Annotated in this window: 25 protein-coding genes; 18 read left to right on the forward strand and 7 right to left on the reverse strand. The window is 74.5% G+C overall.

From position 1 onward, the window contains the following. Positions 1-150: 150 nt before the first annotated feature. The 3 genes from GBN72_RS05195 to GBN72_RS05205 all read right to left on the reverse strand — a co-directional run bounded on the left by GBN72_RS05195 (position 151) and on the right by GBN72_RS05205 (position 3182). Entirely contained in the window at positions 151-624 is a 474-nt protein-coding gene (locus GBN72_RS05195; protein ID WP_151770393.1) for a carboxymuconolactone decarboxylase family protein, read from the reverse strand. Between the two features lie 95 nt (positions 625-719). Continuing rightward, the gene (locus tag GBN72_RS05200; protein WP_151770394.1) at positions 720-1562 is read right to left on the reverse strand and encodes a DUF305 domain-containing protein; all 843 of its coding nucleotides are present in this window, start codon (positions 1560-1562) and stop codon (positions 720-722) included. A 192-nt stretch (positions 1563-1754) separates the two neighbouring features. Then, entirely contained in the window at positions 1755-3182 is a 1428-nt protein-coding gene (locus tag GBN72_RS05205) for an amidase (protein ID WP_151770395.1), read from the reverse strand. 191 nt (positions 3183-3373) lie between these two features. Here GBN72_RS05205 and GBN72_RS05210 point away from each other — a divergent pair, with 191 nt between their 5' ends. Continuing rightward, positions 3374-4126, forward strand: a complete 753-nt coding sequence (locus GBN72_RS05210; RefSeq protein WP_151770396.1) for an enoyl-CoA hydratase — start codon at positions 3374-3376, stop codon at positions 4124-4126. 429 nt (positions 4127-4555) lie between these two features. Beyond that, positions 4556-5875, forward strand: a complete 1320-nt coding sequence (locus GBN72_RS05215; protein WP_151770397.1) for an alpha/beta fold hydrolase — start codon at positions 4556-4558, stop codon at positions 5873-5875. Between the two features lie 94 nt (positions 5876-5969). Here GBN72_RS05215 and GBN72_RS05220 read toward each other — a convergent pair whose 3' ends face one another. Then, the gene (locus GBN72_RS05220; protein WP_151770398.1) at positions 5970-6398 is read right to left on the reverse strand and encodes a hypothetical protein; all 429 of its coding nucleotides are present in this window, start codon (positions 6396-6398) and stop codon (positions 5970-5972) included. 112 nt (positions 6399-6510) lie between these two features. Next, positions 6511-6900, reverse strand: a complete 390-nt coding sequence (locus GBN72_RS05225) for a hypothetical protein (protein ID WP_151770399.1) — start codon at positions 6898-6900, stop codon at positions 6511-6513. Between the two features lie 458 nt (positions 6901-7358). Between GBN72_RS05225 and GBN72_RS05230 the strand changes: the two genes are divergently transcribed. Further along, complete coding sequence (locus GBN72_RS05230; RefSeq protein ID WP_164540391.1) at positions 7359-9767, forward strand: SpoIIE family protein phosphatase; 2409 nt, start codon at positions 7359-7361, stop codon at positions 9765-9767. A gap of 90 nt (positions 9768-9857) precedes the next feature. Here the strand turns inward: GBN72_RS05230 and GBN72_RS05235 are convergent, their stop codons facing one another. Beyond that, positions 9858-10700, reverse strand: coding sequence for an SDR family NAD(P)-dependent oxidoreductase (locus GBN72_RS05235; RefSeq protein ID WP_151770401.1), 843 nt, complete (start codon positions 10698-10700; stop codon positions 9858-9860). A 154-nt stretch (positions 10701-10854) separates the two neighbouring features. Between GBN72_RS05235 and GBN72_RS05240 the strand changes: the two genes are divergently transcribed. The 8 genes from GBN72_RS05240 (at position 10855) to GBN72_RS05275 (ending at position 17947) form a co-directional block, all read left to right on the forward strand. Then, positions 10855-11370 (forward strand): MSMEG_6728 family protein, encoded by a 516-nt coding sequence (locus tag GBN72_RS05240; protein ID WP_151770402.1) that lies wholly within the window; start codon positions 10855-10857, stop codon positions 11368-11370. A gap of 280 nt (positions 11371-11650) precedes the next feature. Further along, entirely contained in the window at positions 11651-12895 is a 1245-nt protein-coding gene (locus GBN72_RS05245; RefSeq protein WP_151770403.1) for an ATP-binding protein, read from the forward strand. Continuing rightward, entirely contained in the window at positions 12892-13293 is a 402-nt protein-coding gene (locus tag GBN72_RS05250) for a roadblock/LC7 domain-containing protein (protein WP_151770404.1), read from the forward strand. The genes GBN72_RS05245 and GBN72_RS05250 overlap by 4 nt, the downstream gene beginning before the upstream one ends. Further along, positions 13290-13664: a DUF742 domain-containing protein gene (locus tag GBN72_RS05255; protein WP_151770405.1), complete on the forward strand. Its 375-nt coding sequence runs from the start codon at positions 13290-13292 to the stop codon at positions 13662-13664. The genes GBN72_RS05250 and GBN72_RS05255 overlap by 4 nt, the downstream gene beginning before the upstream one ends. Then, on the forward strand, positions 13639-14238 hold the full coding sequence (locus GBN72_RS05260; RefSeq protein WP_151770406.1) for a GTP-binding protein: 600 nt from the start codon (positions 13639-13641) through the stop codon (positions 14236-14238). Before GBN72_RS05255 ends, GBN72_RS05260 begins: the two co-directional genes overlap by 26 nt. Before the next feature lie 73 nt (positions 14239-14311). Then, the gene (locus GBN72_RS05265; RefSeq protein WP_246212259.1) at positions 14312-15649 is read left to right on the forward strand and encodes a cytochrome P450 family protein; all 1338 of its coding nucleotides are present in this window, start codon (positions 14312-14314) and stop codon (positions 15647-15649) included. A 340-nt stretch (positions 15650-15989) separates the two neighbouring features. Beyond that, positions 15990-17189, forward strand: a complete 1200-nt coding sequence (locus tag GBN72_RS05270) for a cytochrome P450 (protein WP_246212352.1) — start codon at positions 15990-15992, stop codon at positions 17187-17189. Then, the gene (locus GBN72_RS05275; protein WP_151770407.1) at positions 17189-17947 is read left to right on the forward strand and encodes an enoyl-CoA hydratase/isomerase family protein; all 759 of its coding nucleotides are present in this window, start codon (positions 17189-17191) and stop codon (positions 17945-17947) included. The genes GBN72_RS05270 and GBN72_RS05275 overlap by 1 nt, the downstream gene beginning before the upstream one ends. Positions 17948-18516: 569 nt before the next feature. Here the strand turns inward: GBN72_RS05275 and GBN72_RS05280 are convergent. Then, positions 18517-19017, reverse strand: coding sequence for a TspO/MBR family protein (locus tag GBN72_RS05280; protein ID WP_151770408.1), 501 nt, complete (start codon positions 19015-19017; stop codon positions 18517-18519). A gap of 115 nt (positions 19018-19132) precedes the next feature. Between GBN72_RS05280 and GBN72_RS35830 the strand changes: the two genes are divergently transcribed. From GBN72_RS35830 to GBN72_RS05315, 7 genes are all read left to right on the forward strand, one after another. Next, positions 19133-19858: a gas vesicle protein gene (locus tag GBN72_RS35830; protein WP_281371406.1), complete on the forward strand. Its 726-nt coding sequence runs from the start codon at positions 19133-19135 to the stop codon at positions 19856-19858. Further along, on the forward strand, positions 19855-20814 hold the full coding sequence (locus tag GBN72_RS05290) for a gas vesicle protein (RefSeq protein WP_246212260.1): 960 nt from the start codon (positions 19855-19857) through the stop codon (positions 20812-20814). Before GBN72_RS35830 ends, GBN72_RS05290 begins: the two co-directional genes overlap by 4 nt. A 60-nt stretch (positions 20815-20874) precedes the next feature. Beyond that, a complete protein-coding gene (locus GBN72_RS05295) occupies positions 20875-21189 on the forward strand; it encodes a gas vesicle protein K (RefSeq protein ID WP_108953034.1) in 315 nt (104 codons plus the stop codon). Beyond that, the gene (locus tag GBN72_RS05300; RefSeq protein WP_151770409.1) at positions 21186-21992 is read left to right on the forward strand and encodes a GvpL/GvpF family gas vesicle protein; all 807 of its coding nucleotides are present in this window, start codon (positions 21186-21188) and stop codon (positions 21990-21992) included. Before GBN72_RS05295 ends, GBN72_RS05300 begins: the two co-directional genes overlap by 4 nt. A 52-nt stretch (positions 21993-22044) precedes the next feature. Then, positions 22045-23130, forward strand: coding sequence for a P1 family peptidase (locus tag GBN72_RS05305; RefSeq protein WP_151770410.1), 1086 nt, complete (start codon positions 22045-22047; stop codon positions 23128-23130). A gap of 102 nt (positions 23131-23232) precedes the next feature. Continuing rightward, complete coding sequence (locus tag GBN72_RS05310) at positions 23233-24750, forward strand: glycoside hydrolase family 71 protein (protein WP_151770411.1); 1518 nt, start codon at positions 23233-23235, stop codon at positions 24748-24750. A gap of 101 nt (positions 24751-24851) precedes the next feature. After that, positions 24852-25349: FBP domain-containing protein (locus GBN72_RS05315; RefSeq protein WP_151770963.1), on the forward strand; the 498-nt coding region annotated here is incomplete at its 3' end.

Here is a 25349-nt window from a genome sequence, read left to right on the forward strand (position 1 = left end):
GTCCGGAAGCCACAGTTGCCCCTGGGTCTCTTCACGAAACCTGCGCGGTTCCGGCGCGTCCGGCAGCGCGGCGCCGGCCGCCCCACGGGAGGCCCGTGGGGCGGCCGGCGCCGTGACCGGTTCCCCGGTCCTACGGCCCGTGCGGGCCGGTCAGCCGAACTGGCCCGGCTGGTAGTCGCCGGCCGGCATCCTCAGCATCACGTTGAGCCGGTTGTAGGTGTTGATCAGGGCGATCAGCGCCACCAGGGCGGCGAGCTGCTCCTCGTCGTAGTGCTTCGCGGCGTCGGCCCACGCCTCGTCGGTGACGCCGCCGGCCGCGTCGGCGATCCGGGTGCCCTGTTCGGCGAGCTCCAGGGCGGCGCGCTCCGCCTCGGTGAACACGGTGGCCTCCCGCCAGGCCGCCACCAGGTTCAGGCGCAACTGGCTCTCCCCGGCCGCGGCGGCGTCCTTGGAGTGCATGTCGGTGCAGAAGCCGCACCCGTTGATCTGGCTGGCGCGGAGCTTCACCAGTTCCTGCGTGAGGACCGGGACCGACGAGTCGGTCAGGACCCTGCCGGCCGCGCCCAGGCGCTTCACGAAACTGGTCGCCAGCGGGCTGCCGAAGGCATTGATACGGGGTTCCATCTCGGGTCTCCTCCTGGCCGTGTGGACGGGTTCACCAGCAGGACGGAACGAGGACGACGAGATGTGACACGGCGACGGTGTGACCTGGCCCACGCCTAGTAGTTGTTCTGGTCGGCGATCGTCCTCATCTGCTGGACCTGCGCGGACTGCGTGTCGAGGATCGACTGCGCCATGTCCTTGGCCGGCTGGTACTCGCCCTGCTCCGTCTCGGTGCGGGCCAGCTCCATGGAGCCCTCGAAATGGTCGGTCATGAGGGTGATGAACTGCTGGTCGAAGTCGGCGCCGGAGGCCTGCTGGAGCTGTTCGACCTCCTCCTCGGTGGCCATGCCGGGCAAGGTGCCGCCGCCGGTGGGGCTGGCGGTGCCGGTCGGGCTGCCGGTGTCCGTCGGGCTGCCGGTTCCCGTCGGGCTGCCGGTGTCCGTGGGGCTCCCGGTGTCCGTCGGGCTCGGGCTCCCGGTTTCCGTCGGGCTCCCCGTGCCGGTGGGGCTCCCGGTGTCCGTGGGGCTCGCCGTGCCGGTGGGGCTCCCGGTGTCCGTGGGGCTCGCCGTGCCGGTCGGACTGGTCTCGGGCACCGGCTCCCCCCAGGAGTCCAGCCACTGGGTCATCTGCTGGACCTGCGGCTCCTGCTCCTGCTTGATGTCCTGTGCCAGCGTCTTGACCTCCTGCGACTCCGCCTGCGTCTCGGCGAGGTCCGCCACCTGGATCGCCTGGCGGTGGTACTGGATCATGCCCTGCGCGAACGACACGTCCTGGGCGTCGTGCGCCTGGCCGGTGCCGGTGCCGGTGCCGGTGGGCGAGGGGGAGGCGGTCGGGCTGCCGGTCGGCGTGGGGCCGGAGGACGACGCGGTGTCGGTGCCGCAGGAGGCCAGGGACAGGGCGGCGACGACGGCGACGGCCACGGCGGCGGACGCGCGGGCCGGGGAACGGTGCGTGCTCATGGTGGTGCGGCTCCTTGGACGGCCCCGGTGGGGGCGCGGGGACGGGGCGGCCGGCCGGGCAGCGTCAGCGTATGCAGGGCCCGCGGAGGCCGGCCCGTCCTGGTACGCCACCCGTGGCCGCCCGCCCCCCCGGCACCGCCGTACGGGTGCGGCGCCGCCGCCGCGGCCCCGCGTCCTCAGCCCGTCGCGTCCTCAGCCCGCCGCCTCCAGCTCGTACGCCGCCTCCAGCAGCGTCCGCTCCTCCCCGATCCGCCCCGAGAGCATCACGCCCACCGGCAGGCCCTCCGGGGTGCGCCCCGGTCCCGGCAGGGAGATCGCGGGGCTGCCGCACACGTTGTTGACCGGCGTGAACGCCACGTACGACTTCAGCCGGGTGATCAGCTCGGGGAACGGCACGGCCGGCGACAGGTGCCCCAGCCGCGGCGTGGTGTGGGCGAGGACGGGGGAGAGGACCACGTCGTACCGTGCCGCGGAGTCCTCGTACGCCTCCCGCGCCGCGCGCCGCAGGCGCCGCAGCACGGCCGGGGTGGAGTGCCACCGCCGGAGGTACTGCCCGCGCAGGCCCTGGCTGAGGCCGTCCATCCGGCGGCGGTCGAAGCGCCGGTCCATCAGCAGACGGCCGGTGGCGCCGGCGAGGAACGCCAGCATCCCCCAGTAGGTGACGAAGTCCTCCTCGAACCGCGCGTCCAGCGGCATCCGGTACGGCTCCACCTGGTGCCCGAGGCCCTCCAGGGTGGTCGCCGTGGCGGTGACTGCGGCACGGGTGGCGTCGTCGGTGACCGTACCGGTGGGGGAGTCCAGGAGCAGGCCGACGCGCAACCGCCGCCCGCCCGGCCCCTCCACCCTGCCGATCGGCGGCAACGAGGCGGCGGGCCGCGCCAGTTCGGCGGCGGCGAGGAAGGCCGCGGTGTCGCGCACGGTGCGGGTCACCGCTCCGTCCACGATGATGTCGATCGGCAGGCTGCGCCCCGTCTCGTTCGCGGCCATGCGGCCCCGGGTCGGCTTGAGCCCGACCAGACCGCAGGCGGCGGCCGGGATGCGGATGGAGCCGCCGCCGTCGTTGGCGTGCGCGATCGGCACGGCCCCGGCCGCGACCAGGGCGGCGCTGCCGCCGGAGGAACCGCCCGCCGAGAACTCCGTGTTCCACGGGTTGCGCACCGGTTCGGCGTCCTCGAACTCGGTGCTGGCGTTGAAGCCGAACTCCGGCAGACGCGTCTTGCCCAGCACGGTCATCCCGGTGGAGGTGAACTGCCGGGTGAACGGGGCGTGCCGCGGGGCCGGGCGCGGGGTGAAGGCGGCGGTGCCGTGACCGGTGGGCAGCCCCGCGTAGGTGGTGTTGTCCTTGACCAGGGTGGGGATCCCCGCCAGCGGGCCGTCCCCGGGCGCCGAGGCGATGCCCGCCTCGAAGGCCTCCACCCGCATCGCGTGGAGCCTGCCGTCCACGGCGCGTATCCGCTCCGCCGCGGCCCGCGCCACCTCCGCCGCGCTCACCTCGCCCGCCTTCAGCCGTGCCAGCAGACCGACCGCGTCGTCCGTGCCGAGGGCGTCGTCCCGGAAGGCGAGCACCGGCGCGGGCGCACCGTCCGACACCGGGTTGACGGACGCGTCGGCTGCGGTCATCGGGTCCTCCGTACGCTGGGCGGCCGCCCCGGGCCCGGGGCACGGCGAGCGTACTCGGATCGTCGGCGGGCCCGACAGCCCCCGGCGGAGGGCGGCGGCCCACCCCGTCGTGCGCGGACGCCGAGGTGAGGGATAGGTTCCCCCGGACCCCGGTGCGGGCCGGGGAGGAGCGACGAAGGAAGGAGACGCGGATGACGAAGGTCGACCTGGTCGAGGACGGCGGTCGCTGGACGCTGACACTGGACGACCCGGACCGCCGGAACTGTCTCGACGAGGCGATGTGCCGGGAGCTCGGCGAGGCCGTCGCCACGGTGGCGGGAGACCCGGACGCCCGGACCCTGGTGGTCACCGGGGCCGGCTCCGCGTTCTGCGCCGGCGCCGACCTGCCCGCGCTGTTCGGGGACACGGGACGGCCGGTGGCCGAGGTGCGCGAGCACCTGCACCGTGTGTACGAGAGCTTCCTCAGCCTGCGGGAGCTGAGGATCCCGACCGTCGCCGCGGTGCAGGGGCCCGCCGTGGGGGCCGGCTTCAACCTCGCGATGGCCTGCGACGTCCGGGTGGCCGGGCCGCGGGCCTCGTTCGCCGCGACCTTCACCCGCATCGGGCTGCACCCGGGCGGCGGCTGCACCTGGTTCCTGGTCGACGCGCTGGGCCCGCAGAAGGCACTCGCCCTGCTGCTGGACGGCGGCACGCTGGACGCCGGGACGGCCGTGCGGGAGGGGGTGGCACTGCGCGTCGCCGAGGACCCGGTCGCGGCCGCCCACGAACTCGCCGCCCGGTGGGCGGCGGTGGACCCCGCGCTGGTCAGGGACATCAAGCGGGCGGTCGGCATCGCCCGGACCGGCGACTTCGGCGCGACCCTGGAGTTCGAGTCCTGGGCCCAGGCGTCCACGGCCACAGGTGAGGAGATCCAGCGGGCGGTGGAGCGCTTCCGCAGGCGCTGAAACGGCCGGCCGGCTGTGCGCCCGCCGTGCCCGGGGCCGCCGTGATGGGCCCCGGCACAGTTCTGGAGCGGCCCGTCTTGCCGCGGTCGGGGAGCCCTCGGGATGGTGCGGGGACGAGCGCGTTCCCGAGCCGTCCGCGAGAGGTGGAACACCGTGTCACGAGAGACCACGTCACCAGGAGCCGGGTCACACGGCCCCGCGTTCCACGGCGGCACGCCGCATGTCGCGGCGGCCGGTGACACGACGTCACCTGGCGCAATGGCACCTGATCGGGTGTTACCTGGCGCCGCGTCACCTGACGTTGCGTCCGCCGGCATTGCGGCGCCCGGCGTCGTGCCGCCCGGCGCCGTGCCAACTGACGTGGCTTCTCCCGGCGTTGCGTCAGGTGGGGCGGCCTCGACACGGCGGTCCCCGTCCCCTGGAGCCGCCGTGCTCAGGCGGCTCGTCACCCTGCTGTCCGCCCTGGTCGTCCTCTGCGCCCTGCCGGCGCCCGCCCTGGGCGTGCAGGACGGCGCGGGGAGCACGGGCCCCCTCCGCCCGGTGATCTTCATCCACGGATCCAGCGGCTCCGGCGGCCAGTTCGAGACGCAGGCCCGGAGGCTGACCGGCAACGGCTTCCCGGCCGCGCTGATCGAGACCCACGAGTACGACTCGACCTTCGCCACCACCACCCCCGACGCGGTGTACGCCGCGCTGGACGCGCGCATCGACCGGCTCCTCGAGCGCAGCGGCGCCGACCGCGTCGACCTCCTCGCCCACTCGCTGGGCACCCTGCTGACGCAGACCTACCTCCGCGGTTCCCCGGCCCGCGCCGCCAGGGTCGCCCACTACGTCAACCTCGACGGACGCACCTCGCCCGACCTGCCCGGCGGCGTGCCGACCCTGGCCGTCTGGGGCGAGGGGGACCCGGCCCGCGCCGTCGGCGGGGCGCGCAACGTGTACTTCACCGGCCAGGGCCACACCGAGACGGTCACCTCCGAGGAGACCTTCGCCGAGTTCTACCGCTTCTTCCACGGGGAGGCCCCGCGCACCACCCGCATCGTGCCGGAGCTGTACATCACCCTCTCCGGCCGGGCGCTGCTGTTCCCCTCCAACGTGCCGGTCGAGGGCGTGCGGCTGGAGATCCACCGGGTCGACCCGCTCACCGGCGCGCGGCTCGGCGGCAGGCCGGAGGCGGTGCAGGTGCTCGGGGCGGACGGCGCCTGGGGGCCGGTCAGGGCCAAGGGGACGGCCCACTACGAGTTCGCGCTGGTGTGGGACGAGAACTCCACCCACCACCTGTACTTCCCGCCGTTCGAGCGTTCCGACCACCTCGTGCGGCTGCTCACCAGCCGTCCCGGGGAGGGCGTCTCCGGCCAGGTCGAGACCGGCGACGGGCACTCGGCGCTCACCGTCACCCGGCAGAAGGAGTGGTGGGGCGACCAGGGCGAGGCGGGTGACACCCTCTCCGTCGACGGCACCCAGCTGCTGAACGCGGCCAACACCCCGCGCGTCAAGCGGACCATCGGCCTCTTCGCCTTCGACGCCGGGTCCGACCGGGTCACCGACCTCTCGGCCCCGCTGTCGCCCTTCTTCGAGACCCCGTTCCTCACCGGGGTGGACGTGTACCTGCCGGCCACGTCACGGTGGTCCCGGCCGCTCACCCTGGTGTCCCGGCCGCGGGGCGAAGGCGGACGGATTGACGTACTGCGGGTGCCGGCCTGGCCGTCGAGCACCGACCGGATCTCCGTCCAGTTCAACGACCACTGACCACCGGACCCGTATCCGCCCGCCCGCCCGTCCACCCACCACCCACCCGCCCGCCCACCCGCCCGCCGGTGGGACGTCCCGCGGGGGCGCCCGCCTAGACCTCGCGGGTCCGGGCGGCCTCGCGGGCGGCGCGGGCGTCGGCGAGCGCGTCCAGTTCCCGCATGGCCTCGGCGTGCGCGCTCATCCGCCGGCTCAGGCTCCCGTGGGTGACCAGCGCGGCGCCGGCCGCCGACACGGGGACGGAGAGGCCGAGGATTGCCAGGGCCTCCGGCCAGTCGCGTTCGTCGGCGCACCAGTCCCCGTTGCGGACACCCTCGTTGGCGGTGCCGAACTCGGTGAACAGTCGCGACGCGCACTCGCGCGGGTACCGGTCGTCCGGCTCCCGCTCGGCGGTGTAGGGCAGGAGGATCAGGACCGCGCACCAGGCCCAGAGCACTCCTGCGAGGCCCAGCAGGACGACACCGGCGTTGCGTATGCGCAGCGCCTGGGCGCGGAACCGTTGGTCGTACTCGCGTGATCGCATGGCCCGGCAACCTAGCACCCCCGCCCCGCGGCGGTGATCCGGGGACCGCACGGCGCGGGGGCCGGCCGCCCGACGGGCGGCCGGCCCCCGATCACCGCGGGAACCACGGCGGTCAGCCGCGCTTGCGGCGCACGACCATCCAGACGAGGACGACACCGGCGCCCGTCATGAGGGCGGTGCGGTAGCGGCCCACGGCGATCGCGGTCCGCACCGCGGTCACCGCCTGCGTGGCACCGGCCTTCACGGGGGCGGGCACGGTCTCGCCCACCTTGCCGGTGACCCCGGCCGCGCGGGTCTTCAGCTCGCCCGCCCGCGCGGTGATCTGCGGGGCGACCTCGGCCGCCTTCTCCCGCGCCTTGGCGGTGGTGCCCGAAAGGGCCGCAGTGGCACGCGCGGTGGACGCCTGAGCCGTACGGCCCAGCTTCTTCCCGCTGGACCCGGCCTGACTGCCCAGGCCCTTCAGCCCGGAGGTGAACCGTTCCTTCTGCTCTGTCCTGCTCACGAGCCGCACTCCGTTCATGGTGGGTGGATGACCGGGGACCTCCGGCGGCCGACGCCGTCGAACGCCCCCTTCATCCCCTGATGGCCCCGATCGCCGCCCGTACACCCCCCAGGAACGGAACAGGTGGCCCCCGGCCCGGCGGAACCGTCACGGCATACGGCCATCCGGCGCAGGCCGGACCTTCCGACGCGGCCTCATTCGGCGCCCCATGGCGCGCCGCGCGTGCGCGATCCTCGCCCGGCGTGCTGGCATGACGGGCGGCCAGGTGGAGGACTCCTGGCCCTCACCCGCGGTGCCCGGCCCGTGCGCGCCCTCCCGTGCAGGTGTCGCCCGCGCCGGGCCACGGCCAGGCACGGCGGCACGGAACACGCGTCGTCGGCACGGAACATGGAGAGTGAGGCGACTTCGTGGTTCCGACGGTGCAACCCCCGGCGACGAACCTTCCGCCGGGCGGACCGGTGGCTCTCCTGGTGGACGCGGACGGCGTGGTGAGGCAGTGCACGGACAGCGTGCGGGACCTGACCGGCCGTGGGCGGCAGGAGGTCGTCGGCCGGCCCCTGGACGAACTCGCCGCCGATCCGCCCCGTTTCGCGCAGTGGGCCGGTCACGGCGGGCCGAGGGAGTTCGGCGCGGCGCTCCGGCACCAGGACGGACAGCGCGTCGAGGTGGACGTGTCCCTGGTGCCGCTGCCCGGGGACGACGCGCGGCCCTTCCTGTTCCTCCTCGTCCCCGCCGCGCACGCCCGGAGCCACCGGCAGGGCCGGGACCTGGCCCGCGCACTGCTCGACCAGGACCGGGTCGGCCTGATCCTCCGTGACGCCTCCCCCGAGGACGGCTGGCCGCTCGCCAACCCGGGCTTCTTCGGCCTGCCCGCATCCGCCCCGGGGGGCCCGCCGTGCCCCTCGCTGACGGACGCCCTGGTGGACGAGGACGCGGAAGCGATCGAGGGACGGCTGAGGGAGGTGATGCGGACCGGTGAGCCGCTGGTCGACTTCGAGCACGCCGCCCGTCGTCGCGGCGAGCCCACCGTCGACCGTCAGGTCTCGGTGTCGGCGTTCCGCCTCCACGACTCCTCGCGACGGCCGAGCGGAGCGGCGGCGGTGTTCATCGACATCACCGAGCAGTTCGTCGCCCGACAGCGGCTGACCCTGCTGCACGCCGCGGCGAACCGCCTCGGACGGTCGCTGGACGTCACGCGCAACGCCGAGGAACTGGCCGCCGTCGTGGTGCCCGACTTCGCCGACCACGCGTGTGTGGACCTGTCCGACACGGTGCTCGGGAGCGGTGATGCCGCCAGGCTGGAACCGGGCACCGTGCTGCGCCGCGCGGCCGTAGCCGCGGCGGCGGGGTCCTGGCCCGCGGAGGTCCACCAGCTGGGCGACACGCTGCGGGTCCGGGACGCCGAGAGCGAGGCACTGGCCGCCGCCGCCCCCGTGGTGGTGCCCGATCTGGCGGACCTCTCGGACACGGTCCCCGTCGACCGCGAGCGGACGCGGCCGCTCTTCCCCGCCTCGGCCGCCTCGGCCCTGTTCGTGCCGCTGCTCGCGCGCGGCCACGTGTTCGGCGTCCTGGGCCTGTGGCGCGGCGCCGGCCGGCAGCCGTACTCCACCGCCGACGTGCCCCTCGTCGAGTTGATCACATCCCGGGCGGCTCTCAGCCTGGACAACGCCCGGCGCTACCGCCGGGAGCGCGACACCGCCGAGACGCTCCAACGCAGTCTGCTGCCCGCTCCGGACACGCGCATGTCCGCGGCGGAGACCGCCGGCGTGTACGCACCGGCCGGCACACCCGCGGGCACCGGCGGCAGCTGGTACGACGTGGTCCGCCTGTCCGGATCCCGGGTCGCCTTCGTGTCGGGCAAGGTGGTCGGCCACGGCGTGCACGCGGCCGCCGCCATGGGCCGGCTGCGTTCCGCCGTGCACGCCCTGGCCGATCTGGACCTCCCGCCCGCCGAGCTCCTCACCCACCTCGACGACCTGGTGGCCCGCCTCGGCGAGAACGACCGGTCCGAGGGCCCCTCGGTCGCGGGGTCCCTGCACGGCGCGACCTGCCTCTACATCACCTACGACCCGGTCACGGGGGAGTGCCACGCGGCGTCCGCCGGCCACCCCGGTCCCGTCCTCGCCCGCCGGAACGCGGCCACCGTGTCCGAAACGGTGGTGCGACCGGGACGGTGGCTCGGCAGCGGGGGCGGCGCCGACCCCTTCGCCTCGGTCGAACTGGTGCTGCAGCCGGGCGACGTCCTCCTCCTGCACAGCGGACCACCGGGCGGGGCCGCGCCGGAAACCGGCCCGGAACCGGGGCGGTTGCGTGACAGCGCCCTCGCCGCGGCCGGCGGCGACGCCCCGTTGCCCTCCGTCGCCGAGCAACTGCTGCGCGACCTCAGCCGGACTCCGCGCCCGCAGGACGTCGCGCTGCTCCTGACCCGCGTCGACCGGATCCGGCCCGAACGGACCGCGTACTGGGAGTTCCGGGCCGACCTCGATCAGGCGGCCCGGGCACGTGAGGTGGCCACCGCGCAGCTGGCCGAGTGGGGACTGGACGACATGGCGTTCAGCACCGAACTGATCGTCAGCGAACTGGTCACCAACGCCATCCGCCACGCCGGCGGACCCATCGGCCTGCGCTTGGTCAAGGACGACCGCCTGGTGTGCGAGGTCTCCGACCCCAGCCAGGCCCAGCCCCACCTGCGCCGTGCGCGCACGTCCGACGAGGGCGGCCGGGGCCTGTTCCTCATCGCCCAGCTCGCGGACCGGTGGGGCAGCCGGTACACCACCGGCGGCAAGACCATCTGGACCGAGCAGAGCTACCCGTCCGGCGCGTGGGGCGACGCGCCCGCCGACGCGCACACCGGCACGCACCGCTGACGTGCCGGGCGCCGGGTGACGTGACGGCCCCGGTTCGGGCGCGCCCCGGGCGGGACGCCCGCGCGAGCCGGGGCGGACGGAGGTGCCGGGTCAGTACCGCGGCAGCGCCGGCGCCCTGCGATGGGCGAGGACGTCGGCCCGGGCGGCCATCAGCTGGGCGCCGAACTCGTCGTTCAGCAGGTAGAACTCGCCCTTCGCGGACTGCTCGAAGAAGATCCGGGCCGCCTCCAGCGGGTCCATGGCGGTGGCGTTCAGCTCCAGCATCTGGGCGCGGTGGCCCTCCGCCGCCGAGACGTCGCCGCTCTCCTCGGAGCCGCCCGCCGCCGCGAAGATGTTGGACAGGACCGCCCCGGGCAGCACCGCCTGGACGTGGACGTGGTCCCCGTGGCCCGCCGCCTGGACCTCCAGGCTCAGGCACTCGGTCAGCGCCAGCACCGCGTGCTTGCTGACGATGTACGGCGCCTGGAGCGGCGCCGCGCCCACCCCGCCGACCGAGGACAGGTTCCAGACCCACGAGTGGCCGGGTTCGGCCATCAGCTTCGGCAGGAAGGCGCGGACGCCGTGGAAGGCCCCGTCGACGTTGACGGACATCACGCGCCGCCAGTTCTCGACCGGGGTGTCCCACAGGTAGCCGAACTGCTCGACGCCGGCGTTGTTGACCAGCAGCCGCACCGGCCCGGCCTCCGCGAGGGTGCGGTCGGCCAGCCGGGCCAGGGCCTCGGGGTCCCGGACGTCGCACTCGACGTCGATCGCCCGGGCGCCGGCGGCCCGCAGTTCCTCGCGCAGCGCGGCGATCGCCGCCGCGTCGACGTCGGCCAGGACCACGGTCATGCCCAGCTCCGTGGCGGCGTACCGGGCGAGGCCCGCGCCGATTCCCGAACCGGCGCCGGTGATGACGGCGACACCGCCGCCGAACAGCTGCTGAACGTCCATGCTTTCCTCCCCATCAAGGCGCGGCGGACCCCGCGTCCGCCGTGCGCGGGTGAGCGCGCGCCCGAACTGTAGATCATCGACTCCGCTCTCCGCCGGACGGGTGATCCGCGGACGGCGTCAGGCTGTGCCGCGCGTGCGGGGGTAGACGGCGCGCGTGCAGACCTTCCTTCCCTACGCGGACTTCCGGCGGTCCGCGCTGGTGCTCGACCGGCGCCGGCTCGGCAAGCAGCGCGTCGAGGCCCTCCAGGTCTTCCGCGCCCTCACGGTGCCGGGCTACGGGTGGCAGCGCCATCCCGCCGTACGGATGTGGGAGGGGTACGAGGAGGCGCTGGTGCGCTACGGACTCGACGTGTGCCGGGTGTGGCGGGAACAGGGCCGCCCGGACACCTGCGCGGACTCCCTGACCACCGAGTACGCGGCCCTCCGCCCGGACGCCGCGGACGTCCGGGCCCAGCGGACGCTCGCCGCGGCCTCGGAGCTGCCGCCCTGGCTGGGGGACGCGGCGTTCCACCGGAGCCACCGCTCGGCGTTGCTGCGCAAGGATCCGGAGGCGTACGCGGAACGCTTCCCCGGCGTCCCCGACGACCTCCCGTACGTGTGGCCCGCCTCGGACCGGGACCGGGCGGTGGAACGACCGGGCGGCGGGGCGACGGGGCCGAAGCGCACCTGATCCTGACGGTCAGGCAGCGAAACGGAAGCTGATCAAGTGCCCGTCCGAGGCGTCCGTCCGGCCCGTCGGCCGCTCCAACGGGCGCCCGCCGCAACCGCTTTGTGACCGGGTGCCACCGCCGCTACGTCCTCGTATGCCCGCGAGTGGGCCTCTTGCCAAGATCGTTGGTGCCTCCATCTACTGCTAGGGTGAAAGCTCCCCCGCAGGTTGACGGCGCGTCAAGCGGAAGGTGCCGCGAGGCTGCGGGACTTCTGTCACGATGCGACTTGAAGAGAGTCCCATGACGTCTTTGCTCCAGGATCCACTCCTGTGGATCTTGCTCGTGGTGTTCGGGGCCGCGGTCGCCGCGGTGACCCGCGCGCGGCGGACCAACATGGCGCTCCGCGTCCAGAAGGACGCCCTCCAGCGCGACCTCGGCGCGGAGAAGGCCGAACGGGGCGAGTTGCGGGCCGAGTTGACGGCGTTCGAGCACCGCCACCGGGACGAGCTCTCCGAGGTGCGGCAGGAGGCCGAGGAGGAGACCAAGTCCGTCCTCAAGGCCGCCATGCGCACCCTTCAGGTGCTGGCCGACGAGCAGCAGCTGATCATCGACCGGACGCAGAAGAGCTACGGCGACGACCCCCATGTGGTCGCCGACCTGATGGAGATCGACCACGCCAACAGCCAGTTCAACCGCCGCGCGCAGGGCATCGCGGTCCTCTGCGGCGGCTGGCTGGGACGCCGCGAGCACCCGGCCTCGGTGTACGACGTGACGCGCAGCGCCCAGGGGCGCATCCGCCACTTCGACCGGGTGGAGATCAACGCCCAGGTGAACGTCACGGTCGTCAGCAAGGCCGTCGAGCCGCTCGCGGTGGTACTGGCCGAACTGCTCGCCAACGCCACCAACTACAGCGCCCCCGAGATGCCGGTCGTGGTCAGCATCCAGTCGGTGCCCAACGGCGTCTGCCTGATCGTCGACGACTACGGCGTGGGCATGAGCCAGGAGGAGAAGGACCGCGCAGCCGCGCTGCTCTCCCCGCAGGGCCCGGTCGACCTGGTCGCCCTGGGCAACCCGCCGAAGTTCGGCTTCGCGGTCTCCGGCGTGCTCGCCGCCCGCTACGGCTTCCGCATCTCCGTCGACACGCCCTCGCCCTACGGCGGTGTGCGCGCCGTCATCCTGCTGCCGGAGGACCTGCTGACGGCCGAGACCCCCGCCCCCGCCGCGGTCGGCGGCGCCCGCGGCGCCGCGCCGGACGAGCGCCCCGCGCGGGAGCCGCGCGGCCTCGCCCCCGCCGTGCCCGCCGCGGTGCCGACCGCCCCCACCCGGCCCGTCGGCACCACCGCCGGAGGGCTGCCCAAGCGCCGCCGCGTCGCCGCGGCCCAGGCCCCCGCCCGGACCCCCCTGCCCGGGCAGGACCAGCCGGAACAGCACGACAGTCCCGCCGGGACCAGCAGCGAGACGACGGCCTCACGTCTCGGAGCGTTCGCGCGGGGCACCGCACGCGGACGGGACACGACCACCTCGGAAGGATCCGAAGAGCAGTGAATGACCAGCTTTCCTGGGTGCTGGACGACGTTCTCACGGTGCGCGGAGCCCGGCACGCGATCCTCGTCTCCGCCGACGGCCTGCTGATGGAGCGGTCCAAGGGCATCGAGCGCGACGACGCCGAGAAGAACGCGGCCGCCATGAGCAGCATGCAGTCCCTCAGCCGCGCCGTCGCCCCCTTCGTCGGCGGCGGCGACGGGACGTGGAAGCAGACGCTGATCGAGTACGACGGCGGCTGGATCTTCCTCATCGCCGCAGGCAGCGGCGCCTACCTGGCGGCCTCCGCCGCGCTCGACGTGGACATGGAGACCATGTCCTTCCGGATGCAGAAGCAGGTCGCAGCCCTGGGGAAGGCCATGACCTCGCCGGTGCGTCACGACGCCGGTGCCGACGCATGACGAGGCCCTCCGAGGACGATCTGGTGACCGGCGACTTCGTCCGGTCCTATGTCATCACCGGTGGGCGGCGGCTGCCGTCGCCGACGGACCTGTCGCTCCACACCCTGGTCACCCTGGCGCCCGACCGGGAACTCCCCCGGCAGGCGAGCCCCGAGGTCCGGGCCATCTGGGACATCTGCGGCGGCGGCTACCTCTCCGTGGCGGAGGTGGCCGCCCACCTCGGGCTGCCGACCGCCGTCGCACGGCTGCTGCTGACCGATCTCGCCGAACAAGGGCATCTGCTGCGCCGCGCCGCACCGCCGGCCGCCCAAGCCGTTGACCGAGGGACCCTCGAAGAGGTGCTGCATGGACTCCACACGCTTTTCGGCTGACCGGCCGGCCGCGACGTACCTTCCGGCGGGCGTCAGGAGAGCCGTCAAGATCGTCGTCGTGGGGCACTTCGGTGTCGGCAAGACGACCTACATCGGCAGCCTCTCCGAGATCGAACCGCTGCGCACCGAGGAGAGGATGACCGCGGCCTCGGCCCCGGTCGACGACCTCGTCGGCGCCGGTGCCAAGGAGACCACCACGGTCGCCCTGGACTTCGGCCGCATCACCCTCAGCGAGGAACTGGTCCTCTACCTGTTCGGCACCCCCGGCCAGCAGCGGTTCGTCCAGCTCTGGGAGGACATGACGGTCGGCGCCCTCGGCGCGCTCCTGCTGGTCGACCCGGCGCGCCTGGAGTCGACCTTCCCGGTCATCGACCTGGTCGAGAGCTTCGGCCTGGAGTACGCGGTCGCGGTCAACAGCTTCGACCCGTCGGTCAGGTACGAGGAGAGCGAGATCCGGGAGGCGCTCGACCTGCTCCCCGACACCCCCGTCGTCCACTGCGACGCCCGGGACGTCGCCTCGTCCGCCGAGGCGCTCAAGGAACTCGTCCGTCACCTGCTCACCCGCAAGGGCTGAGCGGGAGCACCCGTTCTTCTCCCGTCCCCAGGCCCGGACCGCAAGGACACCGGGACGCCGAAGGAAACGCACCATGGACTTCACCTCCGCCGCCGACCGCGGCGCACCCGCCCGCTGCCCCATGCACGGCGCCGACTTCGCGACCGCCCCGCACGACGTCTACGACACGCTGCGGGCCCAAGGGCCGGCCGGACCGGTGGAACTCGCCCCCGGGGTGGAGGCCACCCTGGTGGTGGGGCACGAGGCCGCGCTGCGGGTGCTGCAGAACGACACCCTCTTCGCGCGCGACTCCCGGCACTGGTCGGCGCTGCGGGAGGGCCGGATAGCCCCGGACAGCCCCGTGCTGCCGATGATGATGTTCCGGCCCAACTGCCTGTTCACCGACGGCGCCGAGCACCTGCGGCTGCGCAAGGCCGTCACCGACAGCCTCGACGCCATCGACATCCGTCAACTCGCGCGCGACGTGCGGAACATGGCGGACTTCCTGATCGACCGGTTCAGCGAGCGCGGCCGTGCCGACCTGCTGAACGAGTACGGCAAGGTGCTGCCGCTCCTGGTCTTCAACAAGCTCTTCGGCTGCTCCGCCGACATCGGCGACCGGCTCACCCGGTCGATGGCGGCCATCTTCGAGGGCCGGGACGCCCTGCGCGCCGACCGGGAACTCACCGAGTGCCTGATGGAACTGGTGGCGCTCAAGCGCCGCGACCCGGGCGAGGACCTGACCACCCGGCTGGTCCAGCACCCCGCCGGACTCAGCGACACCGAGCTCAAGGACCAGCTGGTGATGCTGATGGGCGCCGGCGTGGAGCCCGAGCGCAACCTCATCGGCAACACCGTGCTGCTGATGCTGTCGCCCGAGGGTTCCGGTCTGCTCATCGAGGAGGCGATGGAGCACGTCCTGTGGGACAACCCGCCGATCGCCAACTACGCCACCCACTTCCCCAGGCAGGACATCGACCTGGCCGGGGTGCGGCTGCCCGCGGGCAGCCCGGTGGTGATCAGCTTCGCGGGGGCGAACACCGACCCCGCGCTGACCCAGGCCCGCCGGTCCCGCAGCCAGGGCGCCCACCTGTCCTGGGGCGCCGGCCCCCACAAGTGCCCGGCCACCTCGCCCGCCCAGGTGATCGCCCTCACCGCGGTGGAGAAGCTCTTCAACGAGCTGGACGACCTGGCGCTGGACGTCCCCGTCGAGGACCTGGAATGGCGTCAGGGCCCCTTCCACCGGGCCCTCGCCTCGCTTCCCGTGCGGTTCGCCCCCTCCGCGGCGACCCGGGTGGCCACCGTGACGGGGTACCACCCGCTCCCGCCCACCGCACCCGCACCCTCCCCCCGGACCGCCGCCGCGCAGCCGGCCGCGCCGGCCCGGAAGAAGGGGTTCTGGGGCTCCTTCCTGGACGTCTTCCGGCTCTGACGAGCCACTGGCATGTGACAGGGGCAACTGCCGGGGCGGGAATGACGTCCCGTCACCCGTGGGTAGGCTCCGCCGGAATTCGCTTTCGGAACCAGTACGACCCGTACGAGGAGCAGGTGTGAGCACAGTCGCCGATCCCGCCCCCGGTGGTCCGGCCGGCTGCCCCGCCCACGCCGGCGGGCCCGGGACGCGGACGTCCGGGCCCGCACCGGCCACGCAGGGGCGGGACGGGGGGTATCCGTCCGCCGCGGCGGACGGAGAGCGTCCGGTGGACGGCAAGCGTCCGCTGGACGGGGAACGTCCGGTGGACCGGCGGGAGGTCATCCGGCTGCTGCGCCGCCTGCGCTCGTCCGAGGGGCAGCGCGACCCGCTGCCCGTCTACCGCGCGTTCCGGCAGCTGGGCGACCTGGTGCCCGCCCCCTGGGGCGGCTGGTTCGTCACCGGCTTCGACCTCGCCGGCCAGGTGCTGCGCGGGCGGGACTGGCTCGCCCCCGACATCGCGTGGCAGGAGAGGCAGCCGGACCCGGAACGCTGGCGCGCTCCCGCCACCCGGGAGATGAGCCACACCCTCTCCAGGCTCAACGCGCCCGGCCACACCACCCAGCGGCGCGCCCTGGGCAACCTCTTCGACCGCACCACCCTGGAGGCCATGCGGCCCGGGATCGAGGAGCACGTCGACGCCCTGCTCGACGGCCTGGAGAAGGCGCTGCGCGCCCACGGCGAGGCCGACTTCGCCGCTCTGGTCGCCGACCGGCTGCCGATCCGGACCGTCGGCGGCTGGCTGGGCCTCGCGGAGGAGGACCACGACCGCATCCTCGGCTTCACGCACCGCCAGGTCTTCGCCCAGGAACTGCTGCCCACCAGCAGCCAGCTCGCCGTCTCCGAGGCGGCGACCCTGGAGATGCGGGCCTACTTCACCGGGCTGCTGAGGCACCGCCGCGCCCACCTCGGCGAGGACGTCCTCTCCGGGTGGATCCGGTTCTGGGACGACGCGCACGCCGGCGACCGGGAGGCCGCCGACCGCGTCCTCTACCACCTGACGATGTTCGTGACCATCGCCTCGCTGGAGACCACCGCCACGCTGCTGTCCTCCTCGGTCGCCCTGCTGCTCGCCGACCCCGCGCGGTGGCGGTGGCTGCGGGAGCACCCCGGACACGTCGGCGACGCCGTCGAGGAGACCCTGCGGTACGACCCGCCGATCTGGCTGAACAGCCGGATCGCCGCGAAGGACACGGTCCTCGGCGGCGTGCCGGTCGGCCGGGACTCCGTCGTTCACGTGCTGTACGGGGCCGCCAACCACGATCCGCGCCGCAACCCCGACCCGGGCTCCTTCGACATCCTCCGCCGGGGCTCCCAGCTGACCTTCGGCGGCGGTGTCCACTACTGCCTGGGCGCGGCGCTGGCCCGGCTGGAGGCGACCACGCTGCTCACCCGGCTGCTGGAACGTTTCCCCACCCTGCGGGCGGCCACCGACGGGCCCGAGTACGCGCCCCGGATGGTCTTCCGCCGCATCACCTCGCTGAAAGTGACCCGAAGCTGATGACGCCCACACCCAAGACCCTGCGCGTGCGGCGCGACGGGGACGTGCTCCACATCGAGCTGAACCTGCCGGAGCGGGGCAACGCCGTCTGCGAGGCCATGCTGGACGACCTGCTCGGTGTGCTGGAGGGACAGGAGCCGTCCGTGCGGGCGGTCGTTCTCTCAGCGGCGGGGGACGACTTCTGCCTCGGCGGCGACCGGGTGGAGTTCGCCGAGCAGTTGCGGCGCGAACCCGACGGGGGCGGGATCCGGACCTCCGGGGACAAGGCCCGCCGCGTCTGCGCGGCGCTCTCCCGCAACCCCGCGGTGACCGTGGCCAAGGTGCGGGGCAGGGCGGTCGGCGCCGGATTCGCGCTGGCCCTCGCCTGCGACCTGCGGATCGGCGCGCAGGACGCCACGTTCCGGCTGCCGGAGGTGGCGCTCGGGCTGCCGGTCGCCTGGGGCGGGCTGCTGCCGCGGCTGCTCGACGAGGTCGGGACGGCCAGGGTCCGCGAGATGGTGCTCACCGGACGGCCGGTGGGGGCGGAGGAGGCCCTGCGGTGGTCCATCCTCCAGCGCGTCGCGCCGGCCCACGCACTGGACGCGGAGATCGACGCGTGGATCCGGCCCGCGCTGCGGCGGCCGCGGGGCGGCCTGCGGATGACCAAGGCGCTGCTGGAGGCCCACGGGGCGGCGACGCGGCTGGCGGACGCGTCCGTGCTGGACGGCGAACTGATGGCGGCGGCGTTGGTCGCCGCGCAGCGGGGCGCCGACGGGTAGCCCCGGCCGTCGGCCCGCCCGGAGCCCGCGCGTGGCGGTCGGTGCCTGGCGCGTGCGGCGCGGCAGCGCGCCGTTCGTTTGGGCCGGTGGTCGGCGATGCGGGGCCCGGCGGTCGGTGCTTGGCGTGTGTGGTCCGGCGGGGCCTACGACCGCACAACGCCGGTGCTCGGCCCGTGCGGAGCCCGGTGCGCGGAGTCCGGCGCGTGTGGCCCGGCGGGGGCCGTCGACCGCATGGCGTCGGTGGTCGGCCCGTGCGGAGCCCGGAGCCCGGAGCTTGGCGCGTGTCGTCCGGTGGTGCGCCGACTGCCGGCGCCGCCGGTGCGGAGTCTGGAGCCCGCGCGCGGCGGGTTGAGCCTGGCGCGGCGCGGCGCCGGCCGCTGGCGTCGGTGGTGCGCAGGCCGCTGTCCGGCCCGCGGAGACCCGAGCCCGGGGCCTGGTCGGCGGAGCTTCGCCGTAGCGGCGCGGCGGGGCCGTCGGCGGCGGAGCGCCGGTGGTCGGCGGGCCCGGAGACCGGCGCATGGGTCCGGCGGGGCCGCGTGGTCCGGTGGTGCGGCGTGGGGTGGCTGCGGTCAGCGGTTCCGGCGGGCGATGGAGGCGCTGAGGGCGGTGGCGAAGAGGCACCAGCCGGCGTACGGCGCCAGCGCCGCGGCGGCCGTCCGGTCGCCGCGCGCCACCCGGCGGACCAGGTGGAGGTTGCTCACGTCCAGCAGCAGCGCGCCCCACACGCCGTCGGCCGGGCTGCGCCGGGCGAAGAACAGCCAGGTCCAGGCCGCGTTCAGCGCCAGGTTCGCACCGAAAGCAGCGGCCAGCGCCCGCCGTTCCCGTCCCCGCGCCCGGCTCAGGGCGCGCCCCGCGCTCCACGCGATCGTCGCGTACAGCGGCGTCCACACCACCGGGAAGGCCCGTGCCGGCGGCTGCCAGGACGGTTTGTCCAGTCCGGCGTACCAGTCGTCGGACGGGCCCGCGGCCCGGGCCCCCACCCAGGCGCTCAGGCCCACGGTGGCAGTCGCGGCCGGATACGGCCACCGGTCGGACACGGCGCCTCGCGCGCCGTCGAGAACGTCACCCATGCGCGCCGGGTACCCAGCCGCACGCGATCCGACCGGGCGCGGCGTGACCGACGTCTCTCCGGTACGGGGCGCAGAGCCCAGGTGTGTGGCGTGGCGGACCGGTAACGCGTAGGGAATGAACGAGGAACAGCCCAGACTTCCCGCCCGTCAGGCGACCGGCTCACCGGGTGCCCCGGAGCGCTGGCCTGGCTCTGGCTCCTTCACGTCGTCTCCGCCCCGCACCGCAGCCAACGCCCGCGCCCTGGAACCCCGCCGGGACGGCGAGGGCAGCCTGGCCCACGTCGTGGAGACCCTCCTCGACAAGGGACTCGTCCTCAACGCCGACATCATGGTCTCGGTGGCCGGCGTCGAACTCCTCGGCATCCGGCTCCGGGCCGCCCTGGCGTCGTTCGAGACGGCGTCCCGGTACGGCCTGGAGTTCCCCGCGGGCACGGACACCGAGACCGCCGCGTGGCGGGAGGCCAAGGAGGAGAAGGAGGCCTGCCCGCAGTGCGACAAGAAGGTGCCCACCCGGCAGCTGCTGGACGAGTGGTGCCCCTGGTGCGGCTGGCGCAGCGCCCAGGCGCTGTCCCGGGCGGCCGCCGACACCGGCGGCACCGGTGACGCCCGTGACGGCCGTGACGGCGACGGGGAGCCCGAGGAGCTGGAGCGGCGGTCCCGGGCGCCGAAGGCCGAAGGCGCCCCCCGGAAGGCCACCCCCGCGCGGAAGGCCACGTCCCGGACGGCCCGCACCGCGCGCAAGACGGCCACCCGGTCCTCCGGCACCGCCTCCCGGTCGAGCGGCACCGCGCGCGACGAGCGGAAGGAGAAGGAGAAGGAGAAGGAGGAGGGGACCGAGTGACGCAGCCGCGGCCCCCGATGAAGCCGACCCGCGACCCGAGGGTCACGCTCGACGACCTGGTCGAGGTGCTGCTGAACAAGGGGGCGGTGCTCCACCTCGACCTCATCGTCGCGGTGGCGGACATCCCCCTCATCGGCGTCAGCCTGCGCGCCGCCATCGCCGGCATGGAGACGATGCTGGAGTACGGCATGCTCAACCAGTGGGACGAGTCCACCCGGGCATGGGCGGCACGCTCCGCCGGCCGCCGCGACCTCGAACTGCGCGCCGGCGAGGCGCTGGTGACCCGGATGCCCGGCGGGCACCTGCTGGAGGAGGGCGTGTACACCGGCTGGCGCCCCGGCGGCGTCCACCTCACCGACCAGCGGCTGGTGGTGCTGCGCCGCGACCCCCGCGAGGTCCTCTTCGAGGCGGGCGTGCGCGACCTGCGCACCGTGCAGCTGGAGACCGAGACCACCGTGGGGGGCGAGCAGCGCACCCGGCTGCGGGTGGCCACCCTCGACGGGCGGACCGCGCTGCTCTCCGCCGCCGACCCGCACGGCCTGCACGAGGCGCTGTCCTCGCTCAACCCGGCGCTGACCGCGCTGCCCCCCGCACCCGAGGGGACGCCGTCCGGCGCGCTGGAGGGCCACCTCTGGTACCAGGAGCCGCGCCGCAGCGGCCCGTTGTGGCGCGGCGGGAAGGGCAGGCTGGAGCCGACCGGACTGGTCTGGAAGTCGCCGCTCGACGCGCGCCCGGGACTGCTCGTGGTACCGGACGACATCCTCGGGGCGCGCGTGGAGCCCGGCCGCAGCCCCGGCGGCGACGGCCGGCTCGTCGTGCTGGAGACCGCCTCCCACGGCCCGGTCACCCTCGCGGCCGAGGAGCCGGAGCGCTGGGCCGCCGCCCTGGAGGCGATGGGCGCCCCGAACCGGGCCGGCACGGCGCACCCGCCCACCGCGCCGTCCCCGCCGGCATGAGAACGGCGACATGAGCAAGAGGCTCGCGGGCCGTACAGCAAGGCAAGGAGACGACAGCACATGGCTCTGACGGTCGACGAGAAGAGTCTCAAGCACGGGGTCCTGGCCCTGGTGCTCACCCTGGTCGAGGTGATCCAGGAGGCGCTCGAACGCCAGGCGCTGCGCCGGATGGAGGGCGGCGACCTCACCGAGGAGGAGCTCGAACGCCTCGGCGACGCCCTGCTCGAGCTGGACGAGGCGCTCGAGGAGATCAAGGAGGACCACGGCATCACCACCTCCGTGGCCGATCTCCACCGAGGCCTCGACGAGGTGGTGGACGACGTGGTGGACAAGCTGGTCAACCCGGCGCGCTGGGCGGAGGAGGCGGGCCGATGAGCGAGGGCGCCCTCTACGTCTACGCCCTGCTGCCGGACGCCCCCGGTGAACCGGCCGAGGGCGTCACCGGCCTCGACGACCGTCCGCTCCGGCTGCTCCGCGCTCCCGGCACCGGCCTGGCCGCGCTGGTGCACGACGGTCCTGCCGAGCCCTACGAGGGCGGCGACGAGGAGGTCCGCCGGTGGGTGGTCGAACAGGACCGGGCGGTCGTCGCCGTCTGGGAACGGACCGGGGCCGTGCTGCCGATGACCTTCAACGTCCTCGTCGCCCCCGGTGAGGACGCCGGCGCCGAGGACCGGCTGCGCAGCTGGCTCGGTGAACACGCGGAGGAACTGACCTCCCGCCTCCGGGAGCTGGAGGGCCGGGCCGAGCTGCGCGTGGAGCTGACGGTGGACCGCGCGGCCGCCACCGGCGACGACGAGCGGGCCCGCGCCCTGGAGGCGGAGATGCAGACCCGCTCGCCCGGCATGCGCCGCCTGCTCGCCAAGAAGCTGGAGGGACTGCGCAAGGAGGCCACCGAGCGGCTGGCGGACGGTATCCACGCCGACGTCCGCCGCCGGCTGGCCGCGGTGGTCGAGGACATCCGCGACCGCACCCGCACCGTCCGGGACCCGCGCGAGGCGGAGGTGCTGTCGGCCGCGCTGCTGGTCCCGGCCGACGGGATCGAGACCGTCGGCGCCGTCCTCGCCGACGTCCAGGACAGCCACCCCGCCGTGCGGGTGCGCTTCCTGGGGCCCTGGCCGCCGTACTCCTTCACCGAACTGACGGAACTGGCCCCGGGCCCGGCCGCCTCCATGGGCTGAGGCGCACGGACTCTCACACCGTCCGGTACGGGGGCCGGGATAGCGTTCGGGAATGAGCGACACCCCCCGCCCCGACGCCTCCCCGGTCTCCCGCGCCGACGCCCTCCGCCCCGGAGCCGGCCCCTCCGTCCGCGCCCGCGGGCTCGGCCTCGGGGCCGGCCCGTTCCCCACCGGCCCCCACAACGCGATCACCGACGTCCGCGGGGTGCGGGTGGGGCACACGACACTGAGCGAACCGCCCCGGGTGCACAGCGGGGTCACGGCGATCGTGCCGGAGCGCGTCGGCCCCGAACACCCGCTGCCGGCGGGGATGTTCGCGGGAAACGGCTACGGCAAGCTGATCGGGGCCACCCAGATCGCGGAGTTGGGCGCGATCGAGACCCCGGTGCTGCTCACCTCGACGCTCTCCGCCTTCCGGGCCGCCGACGCCCTGGTCGGATGGGCGCTGGAACAGCCGGGCCGTGAGCGGGTGCTGAGCCTCAACCCGGTGGTGGGGGAGTGCAACGACGGACTGCTCTCGGACATCCGGTCCCGCCCGGTGCGTGAGGAACACGTACGGGCGGCGCTGGACGGCGCGGCCGCCGGGCCGGTGGCCGAGGGATGCGTCGGCGCCGGTACGGGGACCACCGCACTCGGCTTCAAGGCGGGCGTCGGGACGTCGTCACGCGTGGTGCCGGTGGGGGAAGGGAACGCCGTGGTGGGGGTCCTGGTGCAGGCCAACTTCGGCGGCGTCCTGCGGGTCCGGGGACGCGAGGTGACGCCCCCCGACGTCGGGCTGCCGGCCCGGCCCCCGGTGGCGGACACCGGCTCCTGCATGGTGGTCGCGGCCACCGACGCACCGCTGGACGCACGCCAGTTGGGGCGGGTCGCGCGCCGCGCGGTGTACGCCCTGGGGCGGGTCGGCGCGTCGTTCGGTCACGGCAGCGGGGACTACGGGCTGGCCTTCGGGACGCGCCGGCCGGACCGGACGGCGGCGGACGCGGACCTGGACCCGCTGTTCAGGGCCGTGCTCGACGCCGTGGAGGAGGCCGTGCTCAACTCGCTGCTGGCCGCGACGACGGTCCGGGGACCCGGCGGCGACGTGCTGCACCCACTGCCCGGAAAGGCGCTCCTGGACCACCTGGCCGCGGCGCGGTGACGGGTGGAGGGCCCCATTCGGGGCATTGCGGGGCGAGGGACGGGTCGGCTTGACTGGACCCCGTGCGGCCCGGCCGGCCGTACGGCCGGGGGAGGGCGCCCAATGCAGAACCACACCGCACCGCGGCACGCCGTGCCGGGCAGAGGAGGGCGGCGGACCGGACTCGCCGCGCTCGTCGGCATCCTGCTGCTGATCGTCGCCGCGGGCACCGGGCTCGGCTTCACCGCCGCCGACGACGACCGCGCGGCCCCCTCGGCGGCGCGGGACCCGCTGCCGTTCGACCTGCCGGCCACCGAGCGGCTGCGCGCGAGCGACCGGCTGGTCTTCGCCCACTACTTCACGCCCTACCCGCTCTCCCTCGACAACCGCCCCGCCGACGAGGACTACTACGCCCGCAACTACCTCACCGCCGACGGCGAGAACGGCAAGCACGCCGCGTACGGCGGCCTGCTGCGCGACCGCCCGCTGCCCGTCGGGCCGCAGCAGGGCGACTGGCGGTCCGCGCACTACCGGCAGGAGGTCCGCACCGCCGTCGCCGCCGGGATCGACGGCTTCAGCGTCGACCTGCTCTCCCTCGACGGCCCCCACCGCGAGCGCGTCCAGCTGCTGATGAGCGCGGCCCGGGAGGTGGACCCGGGCTTCCGGATCATGCTGATGCCGGACATGAAGGCGCTGGACGCCGACCCGGCCACCCTCGCCCGCGCCCTCGCCGAACTCGGTGCCGCGCCCAACGCGCACCGGCTCGACGACGGCCGGCTCGTGGTCTCACCGTTCAAGGCCGAGGAGAAGACCCCCGGCTGGTGGCGCCAGGTGCTGGACACCCTGCGCACCCGGCACGACACGGGCACCGCCTTCGTCCCGGTCTTCCTGGACCTGACCTCGCACGCGGAGGCGTTCGCGCCCCTCTCGCACGGCTTCTCCACCTGGGGCAGCCGAAGCCACACCACCCTCGGTCACTACGGCGAGCACGCCGCGCTGGCCCGCGAGCACGGCAAACTGTGGATGCAGCCCGTCGCCGTCCAGGACGCCCGGCCCAACCAGGGCGTCTTCGACGAGGCGGGCAACACCGCCACGCTGCGCGGCAGCTGGAACCACGCCATCGAGGACGGCGCCGACTGGGTGCAGCTGACCACCTGGAACGACTACTCCGAGAGCACCCAGTTCGCGCCCTCGCTGCACAACGGGCACACCTACCTGGACCTGAGCTCCTACTACCTGACCCGGTTCAAGACCGGCTCCTGGCCGCGCATCGTCCGCGACACCGTCTACCTCACCCACCGGATCCAGCCGCACGACGCGCCCGCCGCCGGCCGGGCCGGGCCGATGCGGCTGCGCCCCGGCTCGGCCCCCGCCCGGGACACCGTGGAGGTGCTCACCTTCCTGGCCGGCCCCGGGGCGGTCGACGTCACCGTCGGAGACCTGCACGAGCGGTACACGGTGCCCGAGGGCGTCCGGGCCGAACTGCTGCCGCTGCGTCCGGGCCGGACCACCGCCGAGGTCACCCGTGGCGGGACGACCACGACCGAGGCCGTCACCAGGTTCGCCGTGACCGAGAAGCCCGAGGTCCAGGACCTCCAGTACTACGGGGTCACCGGGGGCCGGCCCGCCGGTCGGCCCTGACGCCGCCCCGGCGCACCCTCGTACTCCCGGGGAACCCCTCGCCGCACCCTAGAGAAATAATCATTTTGCCTAAAGGTATTAGGCAGCCTAGCCTCGGTGACGTGCGAAAGATTTCCGAGTCCGACATCCGTTCCAGCTTCGTGAACTGCTCCAAGGGTGAGGCGAAGCGCCTCGGCCTGCCCCGGGGTCTCGAGGAGACGCCGTGGGGCGACCTCGACTTCCTGGGCTGGCGCGACCCCGGCGCCCCGGACCGCGCCTACCTCGTCGCCGAGCGGGAGGGCGGCGGGCTGCTCGGCCTCTCCCTGCGGGCGGTCACCGCGGGCGCCGCACGCGGCTTCACCGCACGGTCCCTGTGCTCGCTCTGCCTGACCACCCACGTCCGCGGGGACGTGGTGCTGATGTCCGCCCGCCGCACCGGCGAGGCCGGGCGGCAGGGCAACACCGTCGGCCAGTACCTCTGCGCGGACCTGGCCTGCTCGCTGTACCTGCGGGGCAAGAAGGAGAGCTCGGCGGGGCGCGGTTTCGACGAGAGCATCGGCCTGGAGGGAAAGATCGCCCGGATGCGGGGCAACCTCGACGCGTTCCTCCGGACGGTCACC

Source organism: Streptomyces abyssomicinicus, from assembly GCF_008974245.1.
GTDB classification, from domain to species: Bacteria; Actinomycetota; Actinomycetes; order Streptomycetales; family Streptomycetaceae; genus Streptomyces; species Streptomyces abyssomicinicus.